Below are 19,805 nucleotides of genomic sequence, written 5' to 3' on the forward strand. Positions count from 1 at the left end.
TTTTCTTTTTGACTTGAACTAACGTAAGAGAATAAAAGTTTTAACTTCTTTCAGCGAGTGTTCAAACATCGGCTGAAATAGAGGAACTCAGGCTAAGAACTTCACTCCTTTTGAAAACGCCTGAGTAACCAACATAATGCATAGGCATAATTGATTAGAAAAAATGACAGATAATTGAAACATATCCACGTTTCATCCGTACATATATGTAAGAGGAGTTGAGATAAATGGAATGGAAACAATTACAAAAAGAGCAAGAAATGATTCATGCACAATTAAGAACTGCTAGTAGGTTAAGTGAACAAAAGGATTTAATTGAAAAGCAAATCGAGCGTGCACAACAGGAAATTTACAAACATTCTACAGCACTCAATCAAATTCGTTTGAAACTCGATAAGTTAGAAGGTTTTTCTTTTATGAATATGATTCGTACGTGGACAGGGCAACAAGATGAGCTGCGTACTGAAAAAATTGATGAAGCAGCTATTCTTGAATTAAAAATAAATGAAGCAAAGAAGATGGAACTTGATCTGACAGATGATTTAGGGCAAATAAACACTAAACTTACTCAAATAAATGAACAAGAGTTGCAAGGAGCTTTAAGCCAATTAAATGCTAAAAAGAAAGGCTACTTCCAAATACATGAACCTGAACAGGCAAAAAGGCTTGAACAATTAGCGCATGAAGAAATGTTAACGAAACAACTTATAATAGAGATAGAGGAAGCAGAAGAAGCTGGTGAAGGAGCACTTACTAAGCTTGGACAAGCTGCAGAGTCCTTGCATTCTGCAAGTGGTTACTCAGCGTGGGATACGTTTTTTGGTGGGGGTCTCATTGCTACACATTTAAAGCATGATGCACTTGATGAGTCCGAAAATTATCTTCATAATGCTCAAATTGCATTACAGCGCTTCCAAAACGAACTACTGGATGTACAAGATATGTCAACGAAATCGTTAGCAGTTGAAACAGATGGATTTGTAAAATTTGCGGACTATTTCTTTGATGATATTTTTTCAGCTTGGTCTGTTCACTCTAAAATATCTACCGCAAGAGAGCAGGTTTCTCGTGTACAAGATGATGTACATAATACGATCTTGCGTCTACAGGATAAACATAATAAGGCAGATGACTATTTGCAGTCTCTACATAAAGAAAAAGAAGCGATCTTTCAAAATGTAGATATAAAGTAATCTGTGAAAAGAATTCCCTGTAACGGTAAATTAGTAATAATATAAACGACAAAAAAACGCTCAGATTACTGAGCGTTTTTTTTGTAAATCCCACGTTTGATTGAGGAAGGTTATTAAGTATTACCTAAGTATTCTGCAAAATGTAAAAATCCAAATTTCCTCACAAGATAGTTTCTTAATTCGCCCTGAGTAGCTTTTTCAATTGGAGGATTTGTTAGACTGTATGCTTTGGCATTTAATTCGGCAAATTTCTCTTTATCTACTTCATTATGATTTTTATCTTCAATAATTCCTGAAGAAATTGCGGCTTTTGGATAACCCATAAAAAATATATGTGTTCTTAATGCTATACTTGGTGTTGAATGCAATAATATAATGACAACCAACATAGAAACAATAATTATAATTTTTTTCTTCAAGTCACCACTCTCCCCCAAATTGACGTTAATTATCTATAAAATATTTTAACATAAATTTTCCAATTGTATTCAAAAAGGTAGTTCGCTTATAAAAGCATTTTTACCCGTCAATAATTTGCGAACTGAATTGCAGAGGATAATTGTAGCCATCAATTGAAAAACAATGTAATCGTTTTATTTTACCAAACGCAGCAGTATGCTAAAATATAGAAGATAACTATGACGTGGATAAACACGTAAACTAAGGGAGTCCTACAACATGACAAGTCGTTTAGTAGAAGAGTTTTTTGAGCTCGTACAAATCGATTCAGAAACAAAACATGAAGAAGTGATTGCGCCGGTTTTAATCGACAAATTAATAGCGCTTGGTTTTACAGTAGAACAAGATGATGCACATACTCGTAACGGGCATGGAGCAGGTAATATACTTGCTACGCTAAAGGGTTCATTAGATATCGACCCAATTTACTTTACTTCTCATATGGATACAGTTGTCCCGGGGAAAGGGATTAAACCTTCTCTGCGTGAAGACGGCTACATCGTTTCAGATGGTACAACAATTTTAGGTGCTGATGACAAAGCTGGTATCGCCACATTATTTGAAATGGCTAAACGCTTAAAAGAACAAAATATTGAACATGGTGATATTGAATTTATTATTACAGCTGGCGAGGAAAGTGGACTCGTTGGCGCTAAAGAGTTAGATCCTTCTAAAATTAAAGCGAAATACGGCTTTGCTGTAGACAGTGATGGCAAAGTAGGAGGAATTGTAACAGCGGCTCCATTCCAAGCAAAAATTTCCGTTAAAATAATTGGGAAAACAGCGCATGCTGGTGTCGCTCCTGAAAAAGGAATTTCAGCGATTACGGTTGCTTCCAAATGTATTGCACAAATGAAGCTAGGTCGATTAGATGAAGAAACAACAGCAAATATTGGTCGCTTTGAGGGTGGTCAGGCAACAAATATTGTGTGTGACGAAGTAACGATTCTAGCAGAGGCTCGTTCGATCGACAAAGCGAAGCTAGATGCCCAAACGAAGCATATGCAGGAGACGTTTGAGCAAGTCGCTGCTTCATTAGGTGCAAAGGCTGAAGTTGAAGTGAAGCTAATGTATCCTGGATTCCGTGTAACAGAATCAGATAAAGTGGTTCAAGTGGCAATGGCAGCTGTACACAACATAGATCGAACACCAAAGCTTGGTATTTCTGGCGGAGGTTCCGATGCTAATGTTATTGCGGGCTTTGGCATTCCTACAGTAAATCTTTCTGTAGGGTACGAGGACATTCATACAACAAATGAAAAAATCCCAGTCGAAGAATTAGAAAAATTAGCGGATTTACTTGTTGAAATCGTCAAAGAGTCTGCGAAAAAATAACAGCAAAAATCGAGGATGTGAACGTATGGAAAGTATAAAGGCAGTAGTTTTTGCTTGTGGTACAGAGGAATATGCAGTGCCTGTGGAACAAGCCATTTCGATTGAAAAGTTAGAGCAAGTAACACCGATTCCTCACTTGCCTAATTATCTTCTAGGCTTCACAAGAATTCGTGGCGAGCTTGTCCCTGTGCTTGATTTTGAGCGTATTCTTTATAATCGTTCTTCTAATGCAGCAACAGCACGGATTATAGTGTTGAACACGGATGTTGTGAATTATGGATTACTTGTAACAGAAGCTCGTGAAATTCTTGATTTTGATGAGTCGGTATTAAAGCAGATGGGACTTGTCAATTATTCAAAAACACGCTACTTTACAGCTGTGGCTAATCTTGAAAATCGTATGATCACATACGTTGACCCGAAGATACTTGTGAATTCATTAGAAGGTATACGTGAAATAATAAATTATTTACACAAAATGCTTGAAAATGAAAAAGAAAATGTAGAGGCATAAGTTTTTGTATAATTAAATCATTCAATACAACATTTCTTAGATAATATTTTAGACAGAATTACAAATGTGTGATTCTGTCTTTCTTTTTAAGTGGCTTCCTAATAATAAAAGGAAACTGAATACCTATGTCCAATATTAAGCTTATCATCAAAACGTGTCGTTGATTTCCGTTCCGACTGGTCGCTTTCCTTGGGACGTCCGATGGGCTGCATGACAAAACATAATTATGCATATATCATATAATAATTCGTTTTTGAGGAGGTATTTATCATATGGATTCAAAGAAAACGGAAACACCCGAAGAAAAAAGAGAGCGTTTAAAACAAAGTGAATTAAAAAACAATCCTACTGGTTCTTTAAACGATGGAATGAATAGGGGAACTAGCGGAAATTTAAATGGTTTGGGTTGGAAAGAGACGGTCGTATTAGTTTTAGTGTTATTGATAGGCTACATTACATACAAATTATTTCTCAGTTAAAGATATCGAAAGGAATCGATATCTCTAATTTTGCACTCCATAAAACTTCAATCGCTACACGTACCTCTTCACTATCATCATCATTACTTATTTCTAACATAGTAAAAATAACCTGTGTTCATATTCTCATAATTGAAAGTTACCCATAAAATTATGCGATTTACCTACAGACATATCCTTTCTAACATCGTATTATGTATGGTAATAAAAATACTGCAAAAGGCAAACTTCACCGAAAGGGAAGGACGCAAAGCCATGAGTCTAAACACTATTGTAGTGCATGATTGTCAGGTTGCCAGGTTCTGTTCTATGAGCCTCGGTAAATAGAATGGAGATGTAATATATGGTAAGTCGTTCACTAAGAGCAATCATTGCTTTGATAGTAACAATTGTAAGTACGCTAGGATTAACAATGGGAAAGGTAGACGCAATGGCCATGCAAGATAAGGCTACTTGGTTATGGGATACGGCAAAAATTGTCGAAGATGAATCAGGAGTACTCTCATTTTTAGAAAGCAAACAAGTTAATAAATTATATTTACAAATTAATAGTAATATAGCAAGTAACTATTACAAAAATTTTATTGATCAAGCAACGGCAAAAGGTATAAAAGTATATGCGTTGGATGGTTCTGCAAGTTGGGTTTCAACAGAGGGTTATAAAATGCAGGATCAGCTGTTTGATTGGCTACATACATATAATGAAAATGCAGCAGCAACAGAGCAATTTTCTGGTGTCCATCTCGATGTAGAGCCCTATTTAAATAGTGGGTGGAGCTCGAATCAAGTGAAAACGATTGAATCCTATCAAGCGCTTCTTACTAGAGCGAAAGGGGATACCGATCGATTACATTTGCCATTGGAAGTGGATATGCCATTTTGGTTTGACGAAATTACATACCAAAACCAATTTGGACAAGGGTTACTAGCTGATTGGGTGATTGACCAAGTGGAAAGTGTTTCGATAATGGCATATCGAGATGCTGCTAAAGACATTATAAATATTGTTGAACATGAAATAAACTATGCAAAAAAAGTTAAAAAATCAATTGTTATTGGTGTGGAAACAGGAGCCTCGGATGAAGGGAATAATATTACCTTCTATGATGATGGAGAAGCCTATATGAATAAACAGTTAGCACAAGTTCATCAACATTATGCCAATAAAAAAAGTTATAATGGTTTTGCCATTCATCATGTTGATAGTTGGATGAATATGCAGCCGTAAAAAATCCTCTCCAGCTTTAAGTTGGAGAGGATTTTCTTTTGGCTTATGAAAGTCGGCCGCTATAGTCTTCGAATTTAAATTCACGAATGACTTTAATGCCTTCTTCATCGTTATAAGAAACGATTGATGGAAGATTTACGCCATTAAACATATGATTTTTCACCATTGAGTAATGCGCCATATCTGTAAATACTAGACGATCGCCTGGTTGTAAAGGCTGTTCAAATGAATAATCACCAATTACATCACCAGCAAGACAAGTAAGCCCGCCTAGGCGATATGTGTAAGCTAGCTCATTTGATTGACCAGAACCAATAATCATTGGGCGGTATGGCATTTCTAGAACGTCAGGCATATGGCAAGTTGCCGATGTATCTAAAATTGCTAGGTCCATACCGTTTTTCTGTACATCAAGAACAGTTGCTACTAAATAGCCTGTATTAAGTGCAACAGCTTCGCCTGGCTCTAAGTAGACGAGAAGGTTATACTTGTCTTGGATGTAATTAATGATATTCACAAGCTTTTCTACATCATAATCCTCACGTGTAATATGGTGACCTCCACCAAAGTTTAACCATTTCATTTGATGTAAAACATCACCAAATTTTTCTTCGACAACTTGTATAATGCGCTCTAACGTATCTGAGTTTTGCTCACACATTGCATGGAAGTGTAAGCCGTCAATACCGTCAAGCTGTGACTTGTCGAAGTTGGCTAATGTTGTGCCAAGACGAGAATTCGTGTAGCAAGGGTCGTAAAGTGCTGTTTCAATTTCAGAGTACTCAGGATTGATACGAATACCGCATTCAATTGTTTTACCAGCAGATTTTACTTTGTCCTTATATTGATTCCATTGGTTAAATGAATTAAACACAATATGATCAACGTAGCCAAGAAGCTCGTCCATTTCATGTTCCACGTATGCTGGTGCATAGACATGAACTTCTTTGCCCATTTTTTCATAGCCGAGTTGAGCTTCAAATAATGAGCTAGACGTTATTCCTGCTAAATATTCGCCTACTAATGGGAACGTGGAATGCATTGAAAACCCTTTTAAGGCAAGTAAAATACGGCAACCTGTCCGATCTTGAATCGATTTTAAAAGTTCTAGATTTTTTGTTAATAATCGTTCATCCACTACGTAAGAAGGGGATGGAACTTTTGAGAAATCAATTGGCTTCATCGACTTAATTCCTTTACATCGAACTCAAGGTCAAGTAATTCTGGAGTATGGCTCTCTTGCCATGGTAGACCCCATTTATTTAGTGCATCCATGAATGGATCTGGATTGAAATCTTCGACATTCCAAACGCCAGGTTTACGCCATTGACCGTTCATCACGAGCATTGCACCAATCATTGCTGGGACACCAGTTGTATAGGAAATTGCCTGTGAACCAACCTCGTTATAGCATTCCTCGTGGTCACATACATTGTAGACATAATAAGTTTTTTCCTTACCATCTTTTAGACCACGAATAATACAACCGATGTTAGTTTTTCCTTTTGTACGTGGTCCAAGTGATGCTGGATCAGGCAGTACAGCTTTAAGGAAGTGAATTGGTTGAATCATTTGTCCTTCAAATTCAATAGGCTCGATAGAAGTCATACCAACATTCTCTAATACTTTTAAATGAGTTAAGTATTTTTCAGAGAATGTCATCCAGAAACGGATTTGCTTTAAGCCTTTAATGTTTTTAGCAAGTGATTCTAGTTCTTCATGGTATAAAAGGTAAATATCTTTTGGTCCGATTTCTGGTAAGTTATAAACCTCTTTTTTCTCAAGTGGTGCAGTTTCAACCCACTCGCCTTCTTTCCAGTAACGACCATTTGCAGTAATTTCACGAATGTTGATTTCTGGGTTGAAGTTTGTAGCGAAATGGTAACCGTGATCACCTGCATTTGCATCCACAATATCTATGTAGTGGATTTCATCAAATTCATGTTTTTGTGCATGAGCTGTGAAAACGCCCGTTACGCCTGGGTCAAAACCGCTACCAAGTAAAGCGGTTAAGCCAGCTTTTTCGAACTTCTCTTTATATGCCCATTGCCATTTATATTCAAATTTTGCCGTTTCAGGTGGCTCGTAGTTTGCAGTATCCACATAGTGTACACCCGTCGCTAAGCAAGCATCCATAATTGTTAAGTCTTGATAAGGTAGTGCTACATTAATAACAACTTCTGGTCCGAAGGCTTTAATAAGCTCAATAACCTCTTCCGTGTTGTCTGCGTCTACCTGTGCGGTATGAATCTTTGTTTTTCCGCCATCTAGTTTTTCTTTTAGAGCGTCACATTTTGAAACAGTTCTACTTGCGATACAAATCTCCTCAAATACGTCTGAATTTTGAACACACTTGTGTACCACAACACTGGCTACTCCGCCAGCTCCTATAATCAATGCTTTACCCAATTGTCTACCCCCAAATTCATATAAGTATTGTCAAACAAGCTGATTATACAGAAAATTGAATTACTACTCAATGATTCTTTTTAAATTTTCTACAAAATTTTTTATTTTTCAACAATAATTCGGTGTATTCAGAGGTGAATGCCACGAAAAAAGAAGCATTTCGTGAAAAAAAGTTCCCTAAACTACTGATGTAGAAAAGGGGAAAATCACTTTTTGTTCAACGTCAGCGTTTGGGAAAATCTGGGGTTGCTTCAAAACTGTAGTTTGAAACCACCCGAGTTATTTAGAAAATCGATTCGATATTTGTTGTTTTTCATCCCCCCATAAATAAAAAAAGATCAGTAGTAATATGCTTAAAAACCCCATTACAAGGGCATATGTGCTGAGGGCCACATCTACTTGACTTTGCATAGCGTAAATGAAAATAGCTCCTAGTGTTAACAAATTTCCAATAATAAGCGATACAAAATGAAATCGTCTATTCATAGCACAAGCCCTCCTCTATATAATTTATATGTTCTCAAAAAAAAGAAAATACACTTCAATTATCTCACAATTCAGAACTTTATCCAATGTTTTTTTATCTGAGGATTATTATCGTCACAGATGCATGAGTTAGCGGCGGAAAGACATGAGTTAGCGGAGGAAAAGCAAGGCCAAGTGGCGGAACCCCGTGCCGAGCAACGCGAGTGAAGCGGCTCATCGAACGCCCTCGAGAAAACGCCCAGTAGAAATGGAAATCAATCCTCGCTATGTGAAGAACCATATTGTGATCTGACCTTTAATATGGCTATTGATTCAGCCTTGAATTAAAAGAATTATAGAAAAATTATTTCTATTTAGTTTGTTTTAGATTTAAAGATGGTAAAATACCTATAATACTTTTCTTTTGGTGAAGGTGAGGATTTTAATAGTGATTAAACAGTTTGATGAGCAAGTCCAACAGATAAATGAATTATTTTTAAATGGTCATGTGAAAGAAAGCTATCAATTAGCCAAAGCACTGTTAGCTAATAGTGCGTTTACAGAACATGAACCTTTCCCAACAATTCAACAGCACGTCGCATTGTTGGAAGCGAACGGTTATGCAAATATGCCTATCCCTTCTGCTGAAAAAGGGAAGCAAAGTGTTGAACGAACAGATGGCTCCTATCCAGAGCGTGATGTACTCGCTGCATATATAGGTAGTGAGGATGATCAGCAATTCGGTAAAGTAGTAGATGAATTATTAGCTGGATCGGTCGAGGCGCAAGCGAATGCTTACTATACAATGGCTGAATATTTTGCTCTTGCTAAGGAGCATGATAAAGCACTTGTGCAATATGCGGAAGCGATAAAATTGCAGCCAAATAAAGCTCTTTACTGGGGAGCATTCGCACAGTTTTTGAGTCGAAATGAAGGCAGTCCGTATTTGGCACTACGCCTTATTGAAGAAGCCATTCAGTTAGATGGCATGAACCCTCGCTGGTATTTCATTCAAGGAAATATTTTTTTACAGCTAGTCGCAGCTACAAAAAATTTAAGCTATTTACCTGCTCTAGAAGAAGCATGGGAAAAGGCTAAAAAGCGTTGCTCTGCCAAGCAAGTGGCATTAAAAGTGGACATTGCGAAATCCAATGACGTGCTAGCGCAATGGAAAAAGCAAATGCTCTAAAAGAAAAACATACTAACATTAGTAGTACAAACCAAAGCTATGGTTTGTGCTACTTTTTTATTGTAGAAGTGAAGAAAGGTCGAACAGCCTGGGATCTATCTAGTATGAATCCGTATTAAAAACCGACCATTTTCGCCATTACTTTAAATAATAAAAACTAAATGGGTGGAGCCATCTCTACAGGAGTGTTTCCTTTTTGCTCATAAACGAAGAAAAAATATAAAGAATTTTCAGAATAATAAAAATAATAATAAAGTTTTAGATAAAGAGATTTCAAGCAGAAAAATATCATATAAATCAGCGAATTATCAAATTGTAGATGGTTATCATTTTACCTATATAGAAAAATATTGATTTTTGTAGAAAAAATGAGTATGAAGCAGAAAGTTATTTTGTTTGATTTCACTATTTGAAATATAATGCATTTCAAGGAGAAGAGAAGTTGTTATGATACTAATAATAAATGAAAGGGGGTGCTGTAAATGGATACAAAATTACTTAGACAAACATTTGGGAAATTTCCTACAGGAGTGACGGTAGTTACTTGGTTTGATGGCGCGAGTATTAATGGAATTACAGTGAACTCATTTACTTCCGTTTCGTTAGAGCCAGCTCTAGCACTAGTATCTATCGATAAAAAAGCAAATTCTTTATCTCAAATGAAAAACAAAGCTTTTACAATTAATATTTTGGCAGATCAACAAGAGTCTATAGCATGGCAATTTGCAGGACGAAAGCAAGAAGGGCTAGAAATTACATGGATTAAAGATGGTATAGCTCCGAAAATTGAAGGTGTGTCTGCTTTCATCGAATGTAAACCATGGAAAGAAGTAGACGCAGGAGACCATGTGTTATTTATAGGAGAAATAATAAATTTTGAACGCACTAAAAGGGAAGCGCTTACATTCTTCGAAGGCAAGATGGGCTCGACAAAACAGCTAATACAACAATAATTATTTCGGAGAGGAGGATTTTCAGTTATGGGAATCAGAACAGGACAACAATATATAGATGCATTAAAGTCAAGAAAACCGGAAGTATGGCTAAATGGTCGTTTAGTAGAGAGTGTTTACGATGAACCCTATTTTCATCAACCAATCCAAGAGATTGCAAAGTTGTATGATTTACAACATGATCTAAAATACCAAGAAGATTTAACGCATGTATGTGAAGAAACAGGTGAGCGTGTAGCAACTTCATTTCTATTTGCTAAATCTTACGAAGACATCATGAAACGTAGTAAGGCTTTTGAAGTTGTAGCTCGACAAACATATGGTTTGATGGGCAGAACGCCAGATTTTTTAAATACAGTAGTGACTTCATTAGCACAAAATTCTTGGTTCTTAGCGGAATACAACCAAGATTGGGCTAAAAATATTGAAGCTTATTATCGTCATATACGTGATAATGATGTGTTCTTAACTCATGCAATTGTGAATCCGCAAAATGATCGAAGTAAAGCATCACATCAACAGTCAGATATGTTTACGCACTTAGGTGCAGTAGAAGAACGTCCAGAGGGGTTAGTCGTCCGCGGAGCAAAAATGCTAGCAACATTAGCAGCGTTTACGGATGAAGTGATTATCTATTCATACCCAGGATTTACATCGGGAGATGAGCGTTATGCGTTAGCTTTTGCTGTACCAATTGATGTGAAAGGATTAAAAATTATTTGTCGTGAACCAGTTCAAGATGGTACACGCTCAACATTCGATCATCCGCTGGCTTCTCGCTATGAGGAAATGGATGCTCTTCTCATTTTTGAAGATGTATTAGTACCATGGGATCGGGTGTTTTTATATAACAACGTTGAAGCTGCGAACTTATTGTATCCAATGACAGGTATTGCAGAACAGCCAGCACATCAGTCAGGTGTTAGAGGATACATCAAACTTGCATTTGCTGTAGAGGTGGCTTGCAAGGTTGCTGATTCGATTGGTGTAGATCAGTTTTTAAATGTGCAACGTGACCTCGGTGAATTAGTGCAATCTGTAGAAGTCATTCGTGCATTGCTTCGAACAGCAGAGCATGAATTTACAATTACAGAGCACGGTGAAGCTCGATTAAACCCAGATGCCTTAGAAACAATTCGCGGCATGATGCCAGAAATGTATCCAAGAGCAATTGAAGTAATGCAAACAATTGGTGCAGGCGGTTTACTAATGATGCCAACTGAAGCGGATTTCCTAAATTCAGAACTCCGTCCAAGCATCGATCGCCATTATGGTGGTCGAGAAGGTGTAGATGCAGAACTAAGAATGAAAATCTTTAAGCTAGCTTGGGATCTATGTGGTGAAGGGTTTGGTATGAGAGCACTTCAATATGAACGCTATTATACAGGGGATCCTATTCGGAAACGTGCTATTTACTACAATAAATTTAAGAAAGGGTACTCATTTGATTTAGTTGATTCAATTCTTGCTAAGAAAGAAGACGTAAGAGAGAAACAAACACTTTAAATTGAACTTGGAGGTGAAGGACTTGATTTCATCGGTTAAAAAAATCACACGCATTATCGATTTATTTTCGGATGACGAACCATCTTTGAGTAATAAAGAAATTGCAGATAAGCTAAATTTACCTCCGAGTTCAGTCCATCATTTCTTAAAAACAATGTGTAAAGAAAGTATTCTCTTGCAAGGCAGTGATAAGCGTTACCGATTGGGTTGGAAAATTCTTGAGTGGAGTAACAAAGTTATGTATTCCCAAGATATTAATTTTGAAGCAGGACCCATTATAAGTAATTTGGTTGCGCGTTTTAAAGGTACTTCTCATATTGGGATGTTTGATAATGGGGAAGTTCGATTTGTATACAAGGCCATGTCTCCACATGCCGATGTAGTACCAACATTTGTCGGGATGACTCGCTATCCTGCTTATTCAACAAGCATCGGAAAAGTTTTATTAACGTATAATCCGGCATTTATGATACCGATGATGGAAAAAGGAATGTTTAAACAAACAGCCAATACCATCACTTCTGTGGAAGACTTGAAAAAGGAGCTTGAAGTGGTATACAAAAACGGCTATGCCATTAGCGATTTAGAAAATGAATCGAATACTTATGGAATTGCAGCACCTATTAAAACCTATAATGGTGAGGTTGTGGCGGCTCTTAACTTAGTAGGTGAAAAAAGTTATATGAACGGTAAGGAAAAACATGCGATTGTTCGTGAAGTAATCCGTTCAGCAGAAATGATTTCGAGACAAATAGGCTATATGACAATTAATTATTAAATCTAAAAAACAGGAGGAATTCAAATATGTCAAATTCAACGCAAGTGAGTAAATTACAAGCTCGTTCTCAAAACCTTTTAAAAATCATTGAGGAGAACAAGAACTTACTGAAACCGCCAGTGAATAATAAAGTACTATGGGAAGACTCTGAGTTTTTAATTATGTTACTTGGTGGTCCAAATGCTCGTCGTGAATTCCATGTTGACCCATCAGATGAACTATTCTATCAAATTAAGGGTTCTTGTTTTGTAGAGGTTATTAATGATGAAAATAAACGTGAAGTAATTGAAGTGAAGGAAGGCGAAATGTTCATGCTACCGTCGAACGTTCCTCATTCACCGCACCGTATAGCAGACACATATGGAATTGTCGTGGAGAGAAAGCGCAAAGAGGGCGAGTTAGAAGATTTAGTATGGCTATGCAGTGAATGCGACCATGAATTGTATCGTGTACGCATTCAAGTAACAAACATTGGTAAACAAATTGCAGAAGGTATTGATCACTTCAACTCTTCTAAGGAATTACGCCAATGTGATAGTTGTGGACATGTAATGCCTGATACGGTGAGTGAATGGCAATGCGAATAGATTTCCATACACATATTTATCCAAGAGATTTACCGAATTTTGCTATTAAGTATGATGATGAAAAGTGGCCCGTCCTAGAGCAAAAATGTTCTTGTGGAGCGGATATTATGGTAAGTGGTAAAGTGTTTAGGGAAGTGACCGATCAAGTCTGGGATGCGAAAAAGCGCATAGAGGATATGGATAATGAGGGTGTAGATATGCAGGTTATTTCACCTGTACCTGTAACATTTTCTTATTGGGCACCTATTGAACAAGCGGTAGAGCTTGCACAATTCCAAAATGATTTTATTGCAGAGGTTGTTAAAGAACATCCCAATCGTTTTATCGGCCTAGGAACTGTACCGTTGCAAGATGCAAAAGCAGCAATCGTTGAGTTAATACGGTGCAAGGAAATGGGTCTAGCTGGAATTGAGATTGGTACCAATATAAATGGAGAAAATTTAGACAGCGAGTATTTACTGCCATTTTTTGAAGCAGCAGAACAATATGAAATACCACTATTTATTCACCCTTGGGAAACCTTAGCTCAAGATAGAACACCAAGACATAACTTTTTATATACAATCGGCATGCCAAGTGAGACAGCTTTAGCGGCAGCGAGCTTAGTGTGGAGTGGCGTAATGGAAAAGTATCCGAATTTAAAGGTTTGTTTTGCACATGGCGGCGGATCATTCCCTTACATTCTTCCACGTTTAGACCAAGGGTGGGACGTTTGGCCAAACCTTAGACGTACAAAGTATCCTCCAAGCCACTATACGAAAAACTTTTACTTTGATTCATTAGTATATGAATCACAAAATCTACATTATTTAATTGAACGTTTTGGCCATGGGAAAATTATTATGGGATCTGACTATCCGTTTTTACTTAGAGAAATTAACCCTGGGAAAATTATAGATGAAACCTTGGACTTATCAGAAGAAGTACGAAAAGCAATTCTAGGTGAAAATGCTATGACATTTTTAAAGGTAGAAAGGAGCAAGGTTCTAAATGGTAAATCAAGTAAAAACGCCTGAAGAACGATTGCAAGAGCTTGGAATAGAGCTTGCTGAGCCTAGGGAAGCGGTTGGAAATTATGTTAGTTGCGTACGAACAGGAAATTTAATTTTTACATCGGGACAAGGTGTCGATCAGTATCATGGCAAATTAGGTGAAGATTTAACAGTAGAGGATGGCTATGCTGCTTGTCGCCAATCAATGATTAACCTGTTATCTGTCTTGAAATCTGAATTAGGCGATTTATCGAAAGTGAAGCGTATTGTGAAAATTTTAGGGATGGTCAATTCTACGCCTGATTTTATACAACAACCAAAAGTTATGAATGGTGCATCAGATTTACTAGTGGATGTTTTTGGAGAACGAGGTAAGCATGCTCGTTCGGCAGTTGGAATGGCCCAACTCCCTAATAATACAGCAATTGAAATAGAAATGGTTGTTGAATTTTCTGAATAATCAAAAAGCGACTTCGAGAAATAAGGTAAGAGACTTTTTTTCTTAAAGTCGCTTCATAATTGAGGGAGTGAGAAAAGTGGTGCAACATGCAACGATTAAAACGAAAAGTATCAATTGCCGTAATTTCATAAACGGTGAGTTCATTGAGGCTACAGATGGAAAAGTATTTGAAAATATAAATCCTGCGACAGAAGAAGTCATTGGATGGGTAGCAGAAGCGACTAGAGAAGATGTCGATGCAGCAGTACAGTCTGCAAAAGCTGCTTTGAAAGGCACATGGGGAAAATTCACTGTCAAAGAGCGTTCTCAACTTTTACGACGTATTGGCGACCTCATTTTAGAAAATGTTGAAGAACTCGCTGCTTTAGAGGCAACCGATACAGGCAAGCCGTATCATTTAGCTTTAGAAATGGACATTAAACGTGCGGCACATAATTTCCACTTCTTTGCGGATTATGTTACTTCACTTGGGAATGAATCTTACAACCAAGACAATATGGCACTACATTATTCAGTGACACGACCAGTAGGTGTTGTGGCCATGATAAATCCTTGGAATTTACCATTACTACTTTTAACTTGGAAATTAGCCCCTTGTCTAGCGGCAGGTAGTACCGCTGTCATGAAACCGGCTGAGCTTACACCAATGACAGCTACTCGCTTGGTTGAATTGTGTCAAGAAGCGGGGGTACCAGATGGTGTTGTCAATTTAGTTCACGGTTTTGGTGGGAATTCAGCAGGTGCATTTCTATCGGAACACCCTGATGTAGATGCTATTACATTTACGGGGGAAACCAAAACAGGTACTACTATTATGAGGGCCGCCGCTCCTACATTGAAAAAAGTCTCATTTGAATTAGGTGGCAAAAATCCAAATATTATTTTTAAAGATTCGGACCTAGATGAAGTTCTTGCGACAACGCTAAAATCGAGCTTTATGAACCAAGGGCAAGTGTGTCTCTGTGGTTCTCGTATATATGTTGAACGTGATATTTATGAAGAATTTGTAGAGAAGTTTGTAGCGCGCACAAAAGAATTAAAGATAGGGGATCCATTTGATGCAACGACAGATATTGGCTCTGTTGTAGGGAAAGAACATTATGAAAAAGTAATGGGTTACATTCAAATTGCGAGAGAAGAGGGCGGCAATATTCTTACAGGTGGTGGTCGCCCGGCTAATAGAGATAAAGGCTATTATATTGAGCCGACAATTATTACAGGTTTAACAGACCACAATCGTTGTGTACGCGAAGAAATTTTTGGCCCGGTTGTGACAGTATTGCCTTTTGATACAGAAGACGAAGTGATTGCACGTGCAAATGATACAAATTACGGCTTAGGTGCAACTATTTGGACAAATGATTTAAGACGTGCACATCGTGTTGCAGGTCAAATTGAGTCAGGAATCGTTTGGGTAAATACATGGTATTTAAGAGATCTTCGAACACCATTTGGTGGTATGAAGCACAGCGGAATAGGACGTGAAGGTGGCGCACATAGTTTTGAATTCTACTGTGAGGTCTCAAACGTAACAATTAAATTATAACATGGGGTGATAGCATGGTAGTGAATCTAATTGAATGGTCTAGCAAATTATTAGAAGCAGAAAGAACACGCATTGGAATTGCGCCAATTACTCAATCAGCTGAAGATATTTCATTGAAAGATGCTTACTCCATTCAACTTGAAATCATAAATGAGAAGTTACTGAACGGCCATAAAATTACAGGTAAAAAAATTGGTTTGACATCATTAGCAATGCAAAATCTATTAAACGTTGATGAACCGGATTATGGGCATCTTTTATCGAATATGGAAATTACAGAAGGAAAAACTGAACGAACTGCTTATTTAAAGCCAAAAGTGGAAGGTGAGATTGCATTTGTACTCAAGTCTCCTTTAAAAGGACCTAATGTGACTGTTGAGGAGGTACTAGAAGCAACAGATTATATTGTAGCTAGTCTTGAAATCGTGGATAGTCGCATCGCCAATTGGCAAATAAAATTGCTAGATACAATCGCAGATAATGCTTCCTCTGCAAAATATGTACTAGGTCAAGTGAAACGTGAGGTCTTCAATGTTGACTTACCAGCAATCGAAATGCAGCTTTATAAAAATGGAGAGTTTATGAATGAAGGTAAGGGAGAAGATGTTTTAGGTAATCCGGCAAGCTGTGTCGCATGGCTTGTGAACCGTCTAGCAGATTTCAACATTGGTGTTGAAGCAGGAGAAGTTATATTATCAGGTGCTTTATCAGCAGCATTGGATGCTGAACAGGGTGATAAGTTTACAGCAGACTTTGGTGAACTATTAGGTACAGTCGAGCTAGAGTTTGTGTAAAGGGAGGAAGCTACCATGACAAAAATTAAAGTGGGCATTATTGGATCAGGTAATATTGGTACGGATTTAATGATGAAAATTCAACGATCTCCGTACATAGAAATGTCAGTACTTATTGGTATTGATCCTGAATCAGATGGTTTAAGACTTGCACAAGAGGCGGGTTTTCAAACGATTTCCAATGGTATTGAAGGATTTCTAGAACAACCACATTTAGCTGATATTTTATTTGATGCAACATCAGCAAAAGCACATATTGCACATGTGGAAGCTTTAAAAGGTTTAAACAAAAGATTAATAGATTTGACCCCAGCGGCTGTAGGTCCATTTGTTGTACCAACAGTGAATTTGACAGAGCATATTGAAAAGCCTGTAGTGAACATGATTACGTGTGGGGGCCAGGCGACGATACCAATCGTCAATGCCATTAGCCGTGTACAAAGTGTTGCTTACGCTGAAATCGTTGCAACGATTGCTTCAAAAAGTGCAGGTCCAGGAACACGAGCTAATATCGATGAATTTACAGAAACAACATCAAATGCAATCGAGCTGATTGGCGGAGCAAAAAAAGGGAAGGCAATTATTATTTTAAACCCAGCAGAGCCACCTTTACTCATGCGTGATACGGTATTATGTCTACTTGAAGATGAAGCTAATGCTGAAGAAATTATAGAATCCGTAAACAATATGGTCGCAAAAGTAAATGAATATGTACCAGGCTATCGTTTGAAATTAGATCCAATTGTAGATGGAAAGAGAGTTACAGTATTTATTGAAGTAGAAGGATTGGGAGATTATTTACCGATCTACGCTGGAAATTTAGATATTATGACGGCCGCTGGGTTGAAAGTGGCTGAAGAAATTGCAAAAACAATGCACTTGAGGGAGGTGGAAGTGTGATGAGTAAGATCTATTTAACAGAAGTTGCACTTCGTGATGGTAGCCATGTAGTTGCCCATCAATTTTCTTCTGAGCAAGTGCGATATGTAACGAAGCAATTAAGTGATGCAGGTGTACCGTATATTGAAGTCACGCATGGAGATGGTTTAGGAGGCTCGTCACTTCAATATGGGTTTTCTAAAGAGCACGATATTCAGTTAATTAGAGCGGCAGTAGAAGTGGCTGGGGATTCTAAAATAACTGTTTTACTGATCCCTGGAATTGGCACGATAAAGCAATTGAAAGAGGCTTATGAAGCAGGCGCTCGAGTTGTTCGTGTCGCAACACATGTAACAGAGGCGGATGTATCAAAACAACATATTGAAACAGCGAAAGCACTAGGTATGGAGGCGTTTGGTTTTTTAATGATGTCACATTCTGCATCACCTGAAAAAGTATTAGAGCAGGCATTGTTAATGGAATCATATGGAGCTGATGCTGTGTATGTCACGGACTCAGCGGGAGCTATGCTACCGTCTGATGTACAGGATCGTATTCGTTTATTGCGTGCTAATTTAAACATTGAGATTGGTTTTCATGCGCATAATAATTTGTCGCTAGCTGTTGCCAATACACTTGTTGCGATTCAAGAAGGTGCTACGCGTATCGATGGAAGTATCTGTTGTTTAGGTGCAGGTGCAGGCAATACACAAACTGAGGTACTGGTCGCTGTATTAAATCGCATGGGTATTGAAATAGGCATAGATTTATACAAAATGCTCGATTTGGCTGAATATGTTCGTGCCAATATTTTGCCACATCCTCAAGATATTACGGCAGGTAGTTTAGTAATGGGCTATGCTGGCGTATATTCGAGCTTTTTACTTCACGCAAATATAGCCGCTGAAAAAGTGGGCGTCGATGCTAGAGATATTTTAGTAGAGTTAGGCAAATTAAATGTTGTAGGTGGACAAGAAGATACAATCATTGAAGTAGCACAGAAGATCGCACAACAGAAAGTGGGGAGTGCAAAGTGACTTTATTTGAATATGCTGAGCGAGTAGCGGAAGCACAAGCAACAACAGAGGCAATTGAAAAGATTACCGAATCAAAACCAAATCTTACAGTAGAAGAAGCATATGAAATTCAAAAAATTAGTATGGAAAAAACGATGACAGCTGACAATCGGTTTATCGGTTGGAAAATGGGCCTAACGAGCATTGCTAAACAGCAACAAGTGGGGGTGAACTCTCCCATTTATGGGCGCTTAACTTCACAAATGAATCTTAGGACAAATGAAATGACAGCTTCTGAATATATACATCCACGTGTTGAAGCAGAGGTAGCCTTTGTTTTTAAAAAAGAGCTACGAGGTGCGGATTTAACACCTTTAGAAGTATGGGATGCGATTGAAAACGTATTTCTAGCACTTGAAGTAATTGATAGTCGCTTTAAGAACTTTTCATTTACATTACCTGATGTAATAGCTGATAATGCTTCTTCATCGAAAATTTGGTTGAGTGCGCAAGCGTTTTCACCTTATGCATGTGATTGGGCTTCTATAGAAGTCATTTTGAAACAAAATGGAGAAGAAAAATTACATGGTACAGGAGCAGCGGTGCTAGGTCATCCAATTTATTCGGTCATCGAATTATTAACGATGTTAGCAAAAGAAGGTAGAGGTATTTTACCTGGTCAACTAGTTTTAACAGGTGGCATAACAGATGCAATTCCAGTCAAAGCCGGTGATGAAATAGAAGCAGACTATGGGACATTCGGCAAACTAACATTAGTTGTGAAGTAGCGAGGGCTAAGTATGCCAATTGTTCAAATTCAGTTGTTAGAAGGACGGTCTGTGGAGCAAAAGAAAAAAATTATTCAGGAAGTAACAGCTACCATTGTTCAAACGGCACAAGTTCCAAAGGATAGTGTACGCGTTATTTTAATAGAAGTACCACCCATTCATTGGGGAACAGGTGGAAAGACCAAGGCGGAGCAATAACAAATGCAACATAATAAATCAAATGTAGAGGGGATAT

22 protein-coding genes and 1 riboswitch are annotated in these 19,805 nt (G+C 37.7%); of the genes, 18 read left to right on the forward strand and 4 right to left on the reverse strand.

Annotated features, from left to right (window positions below; genetic code table 11):
- Positions 1–227 precede the first annotated feature (227 nt).
- A complete protein-coding gene (locus tag ACYQ73_RS22370) occupies positions 228–1,193 on the forward strand; it encodes a hypothetical protein (RefSeq protein ID WP_460014465.1) in 966 nt (321 codons plus the stop codon).
- A gap of 113 nt (positions 1,194–1,306) precedes the next feature.
- Here the strand turns inward: ACYQ73_RS22370 and ACYQ73_RS22375 are convergent, their stop codons facing one another.
- Positions 1,307–1,612 carry a hypothetical protein gene (locus tag ACYQ73_RS22375; RefSeq protein WP_460014466.1) on the reverse strand — a complete coding sequence of 102 codons (306 nt, stop codon included), beginning with the start codon at positions 1,610–1,612 and terminating at the stop codon, positions 1,307–1,309.
- A gap of 259 nt (positions 1,613–1,871) precedes the next feature.
- Here ACYQ73_RS22375 and ACYQ73_RS22380 point away from each other — a divergent pair, with 259 nt between their 5' ends.
- From ACYQ73_RS22380 to ACYQ73_RS22395, 4 genes are all read left to right on the forward strand, one after another.
- Positions 1,872–2,987: a M20/M25/M40 family metallo-hydrolase gene (locus ACYQ73_RS22380; protein ID WP_460014467.1), complete on the forward strand. Its 1,116-nt coding sequence runs from the start codon at positions 1,872–1,874 to the stop codon at positions 2,985–2,987.
- A 25-nt stretch (positions 2,988–3,012) separates the two neighbouring features.
- On the forward strand, positions 3,013–3,501 hold the full coding sequence (locus ACYQ73_RS22385; protein WP_053594601.1) for a chemotaxis protein CheW: 489 nt from the start codon (positions 3,013–3,015) through the stop codon (positions 3,499–3,501).
- A gap of 272 nt (positions 3,502–3,773) precedes the next feature.
- The gene (locus tag ACYQ73_RS22390; protein ID WP_460014468.1) at positions 3,774–3,980 is read left to right on the forward strand and encodes a DUF6366 family protein; all 207 of its coding nucleotides are present in this window, start codon (positions 3,774–3,776) and stop codon (positions 3,978–3,980) included.
- 211 nt (positions 3,981–4,191) lie between these two features.
- Positions 4,192–4,280: riboswitch (cyclic di-GMP riboswitch) on the forward strand.
- A 43-nt stretch (positions 4,281–4,323) separates the two neighbouring features.
- Positions 4,324–5,208 carry an amidase gene (locus tag ACYQ73_RS22395; RefSeq protein WP_460014469.1) on the forward strand — a complete coding sequence of 295 codons (885 nt, stop codon included), beginning with the start codon at positions 4,324–4,326 and terminating at the stop codon, positions 5,206–5,208.
- A gap of 43 nt (positions 5,209–5,251) precedes the next feature.
- On the opposite strand, the gene nspC is transcribed toward ACYQ73_RS22395, so the two are convergent.
- The 3 genes from nspC to ACYQ73_RS22410 form a co-directional block, all read right to left on the reverse strand.
- Positions 5,252–6,391: a carboxynorspermidine decarboxylase gene (gene nspC, locus ACYQ73_RS22400; protein WP_460014470.1), complete on the reverse strand. Its 1,140-nt coding sequence runs from the start codon at positions 6,389–6,391 to the stop codon at positions 5,252–5,254.
- Entirely contained in the window at positions 6,388–7,617 is a 1,230-nt protein-coding gene (locus ACYQ73_RS22405) for a saccharopine dehydrogenase family protein (protein ID WP_460014471.1), read from the reverse strand. The genes nspC and ACYQ73_RS22405 overlap by 4 nt, the downstream gene beginning before the upstream one ends.
- Before the next feature lie 279 nt (positions 7,618–7,896).
- Positions 7,897–8,103 (reverse strand): hypothetical protein, encoded by a 207-nt coding sequence (locus ACYQ73_RS22410; RefSeq protein WP_460014472.1) that lies wholly within the window; start codon positions 8,101–8,103, stop codon positions 7,897–7,899.
- Between the two features lie 427 nt (positions 8,104–8,530).
- Here ACYQ73_RS22410 and ACYQ73_RS22415 point away from each other — a divergent pair, with 427 nt between their 5' ends.
- The 13 genes from ACYQ73_RS22415 to ACYQ73_RS22475 all read left to right on the forward strand — a co-directional run bounded on the left by ACYQ73_RS22415 (position 8,531) and on the right by ACYQ73_RS22475 (position 19,768).
- Positions 8,531–9,271 (forward strand): tetratricopeptide repeat protein, encoded by a 741-nt coding sequence (locus tag ACYQ73_RS22415; protein ID WP_460014473.1) that lies wholly within the window; start codon positions 8,531–8,533, stop codon positions 9,269–9,271.
- Between the two features lie 482 nt (positions 9,272–9,753).
- Entirely contained in the window at positions 9,754–10,224 is a 471-nt protein-coding gene (locus tag ACYQ73_RS22420) for a flavin reductase family protein (protein WP_400727429.1), read from the forward strand.
- 27 nt (positions 10,225–10,251) lie between these two features.
- Positions 10,252–11,730: a 4-hydroxyphenylacetate 3-hydroxylase family protein gene (locus tag ACYQ73_RS22425; protein WP_460014474.1), complete on the forward strand. Its 1,479-nt coding sequence runs from the start codon at positions 10,252–10,254 to the stop codon at positions 11,728–11,730.
- Between the two features lie 22 nt (positions 11,731–11,752).
- Entirely contained in the window at positions 11,753–12,508 is a 756-nt protein-coding gene (locus ACYQ73_RS22430) for an IclR family transcriptional regulator (RefSeq protein WP_460014475.1), read from the forward strand.
- A gap of 26 nt (positions 12,509–12,534) precedes the next feature.
- Positions 12,535–13,095 (forward strand): 3-hydroxyanthranilate 3,4-dioxygenase, encoded by a 561-nt coding sequence (locus ACYQ73_RS22435; protein ID WP_460014476.1) that lies wholly within the window; start codon positions 12,535–12,537, stop codon positions 13,093–13,095.
- Complete coding sequence (locus ACYQ73_RS22440; protein ID WP_460014477.1) at positions 13,080–14,111, forward strand: amidohydrolase family protein; 1,032 nt, start codon at positions 13,080–13,082, stop codon at positions 14,109–14,111. Before ACYQ73_RS22435 ends, ACYQ73_RS22440 begins: the two co-directional genes overlap by 16 nt.
- A complete protein-coding gene (locus ACYQ73_RS22445) occupies positions 14,086–14,547 on the forward strand; it encodes a RidA family protein (protein WP_460014478.1) in 462 nt (153 codons plus the stop codon). Before ACYQ73_RS22440 ends, ACYQ73_RS22445 begins: the two co-directional genes overlap by 26 nt.
- Before the next feature lie 76 nt (positions 14,548–14,623).
- Positions 14,624–16,093: an aldehyde dehydrogenase gene (locus tag ACYQ73_RS22450; RefSeq protein ID WP_460014499.1), complete on the forward strand. Its 1,470-nt coding sequence runs from the start codon at positions 14,624–14,626 to the stop codon at positions 16,091–16,093.
- A gap of 14 nt (positions 16,094–16,107) precedes the next feature.
- On the forward strand, positions 16,108–16,887 hold the full coding sequence (locus ACYQ73_RS22455; protein ID WP_460014479.1) for a 2-keto-4-pentenoate hydratase: 780 nt from the start codon (positions 16,108–16,110) through the stop codon (positions 16,885–16,887).
- Between the two features lie 15 nt (positions 16,888–16,902).
- Positions 16,903–17,787 carry an acetaldehyde dehydrogenase (acetylating) gene (locus ACYQ73_RS22460; RefSeq protein ID WP_460014480.1) on the forward strand — a complete coding sequence of 295 codons (885 nt, stop codon included), beginning with the start codon at positions 16,903–16,905 and terminating at the stop codon, positions 17,785–17,787.
- On the forward strand, positions 17,787–18,803 hold the full coding sequence (gene dmpG, locus ACYQ73_RS22465) for a 4-hydroxy-2-oxovalerate aldolase (protein WP_460014481.1): 1,017 nt from the start codon (positions 17,787–17,789) through the stop codon (positions 18,801–18,803). Before ACYQ73_RS22460 ends, dmpG begins: the two co-directional genes overlap by 1 nt.
- Positions 18,800–19,570, forward strand: a complete 771-nt coding sequence (locus ACYQ73_RS22470; protein ID WP_460014482.1) for a 2-keto-4-pentenoate hydratase — start codon at positions 18,800–18,802, stop codon at positions 19,568–19,570. The genes dmpG and ACYQ73_RS22470 overlap by 4 nt, the downstream gene beginning before the upstream one ends.
- A 12-nt stretch (positions 19,571–19,582) precedes the next feature.
- Complete coding sequence (locus ACYQ73_RS22475) at positions 19,583–19,768, forward strand: 2-hydroxymuconate tautomerase (protein WP_460014483.1); 186 nt, start codon at positions 19,583–19,585, stop codon at positions 19,766–19,768.
- The last annotated feature ends 37 nt before the right edge of the window (positions 19,769–19,805 follow it).

The organism is Lysinibacillus sp. CTST325, from assembly GCF_054665055.1.

Bases quoted from the DNA above. Each gene is read 5' to 3' on its own strand.
- ACYQ73_RS22370 (WP_460014465.1), top strand. From the start codon at position 228: ATGGAATGGAAACAATTACAAAAAGAGCAAGAAATGATTCATGCACAA.
- ACYQ73_RS22380 (WP_460014467.1), top strand. From the start codon at position 1,872: ATGACAAGTCGTTTAGTAGAAGAGTTTTTTGAGCTCGTACAAATCGAT.
- ACYQ73_RS22385 (WP_053594601.1), top strand. From the start codon at position 3,013: ATGGAAAGTATAAAGGCAGTAGTTTTTGCTTGTGGTACAGAGGAATAT.
- ACYQ73_RS22390 (WP_460014468.1), top strand. From the start codon at position 3,774: ATGGATTCAAAGAAAACGGAAACACCCGAAGAAAAAAGAGAGCGTTTA.
- ACYQ73_RS22395 (WP_460014469.1), top strand. From the start codon at position 4,324: ATGGTAAGTCGTTCACTAAGAGCAATCATTGCTTTGATAGTAACAATT.
- nspC (WP_460014470.1), bottom strand. From the start codon at position 6,391: ATGAAGCCAATTGATTTCTCAAAAGTTCCATCCCCTTCTTACGTAGTG.
- ACYQ73_RS22410 (WP_460014472.1), bottom strand. From the start codon at position 8,103: ATGAATAGACGATTTCATTTTGTATCGCTTATTATTGGAAATTTGTTA.
- ACYQ73_RS22420 (WP_400727429.1), top strand. From the start codon at position 9,754: ATGGATACAAAATTACTTAGACAAACATTTGGGAAATTTCCTACAGGA.
- ACYQ73_RS22425 (WP_460014474.1), top strand. From the start codon at position 10,252: ATGGGAATCAGAACAGGACAACAATATATAGATGCATTAAAGTCAAGA.
- ACYQ73_RS22435 (WP_460014476.1), top strand. From the start codon at position 12,535: ATGTCAAATTCAACGCAAGTGAGTAAATTACAAGCTCGTTCTCAAAAC.
- ACYQ73_RS22440 (WP_460014477.1), top strand. From the start codon at position 13,080: ATGGCAATGCGAATAGATTTCCATACACATATTTATCCAAGAGATTTA.
- ACYQ73_RS22445 (WP_460014478.1), top strand. From the start codon at position 14,086: ATGGTAAATCAAGTAAAAACGCCTGAAGAACGATTGCAAGAGCTTGGA.
- ACYQ73_RS22455 (WP_460014479.1), top strand. From the start codon at position 16,108: ATGGTAGTGAATCTAATTGAATGGTCTAGCAAATTATTAGAAGCAGAA.
- ACYQ73_RS22460 (WP_460014480.1), top strand. From the start codon at position 16,903: ATGACAAAAATTAAAGTGGGCATTATTGGATCAGGTAATATTGGTACG.
- dmpG (WP_460014481.1), top strand. From the start codon at position 17,787: ATGAGTAAGATCTATTTAACAGAAGTTGCACTTCGTGATGGTAGCCAT.
- ACYQ73_RS22475 (WP_460014483.1), top strand. From the start codon at position 19,583: ATGCCAATTGTTCAAATTCAGTTGTTAGAAGGACGGTCTGTGGAGCAA.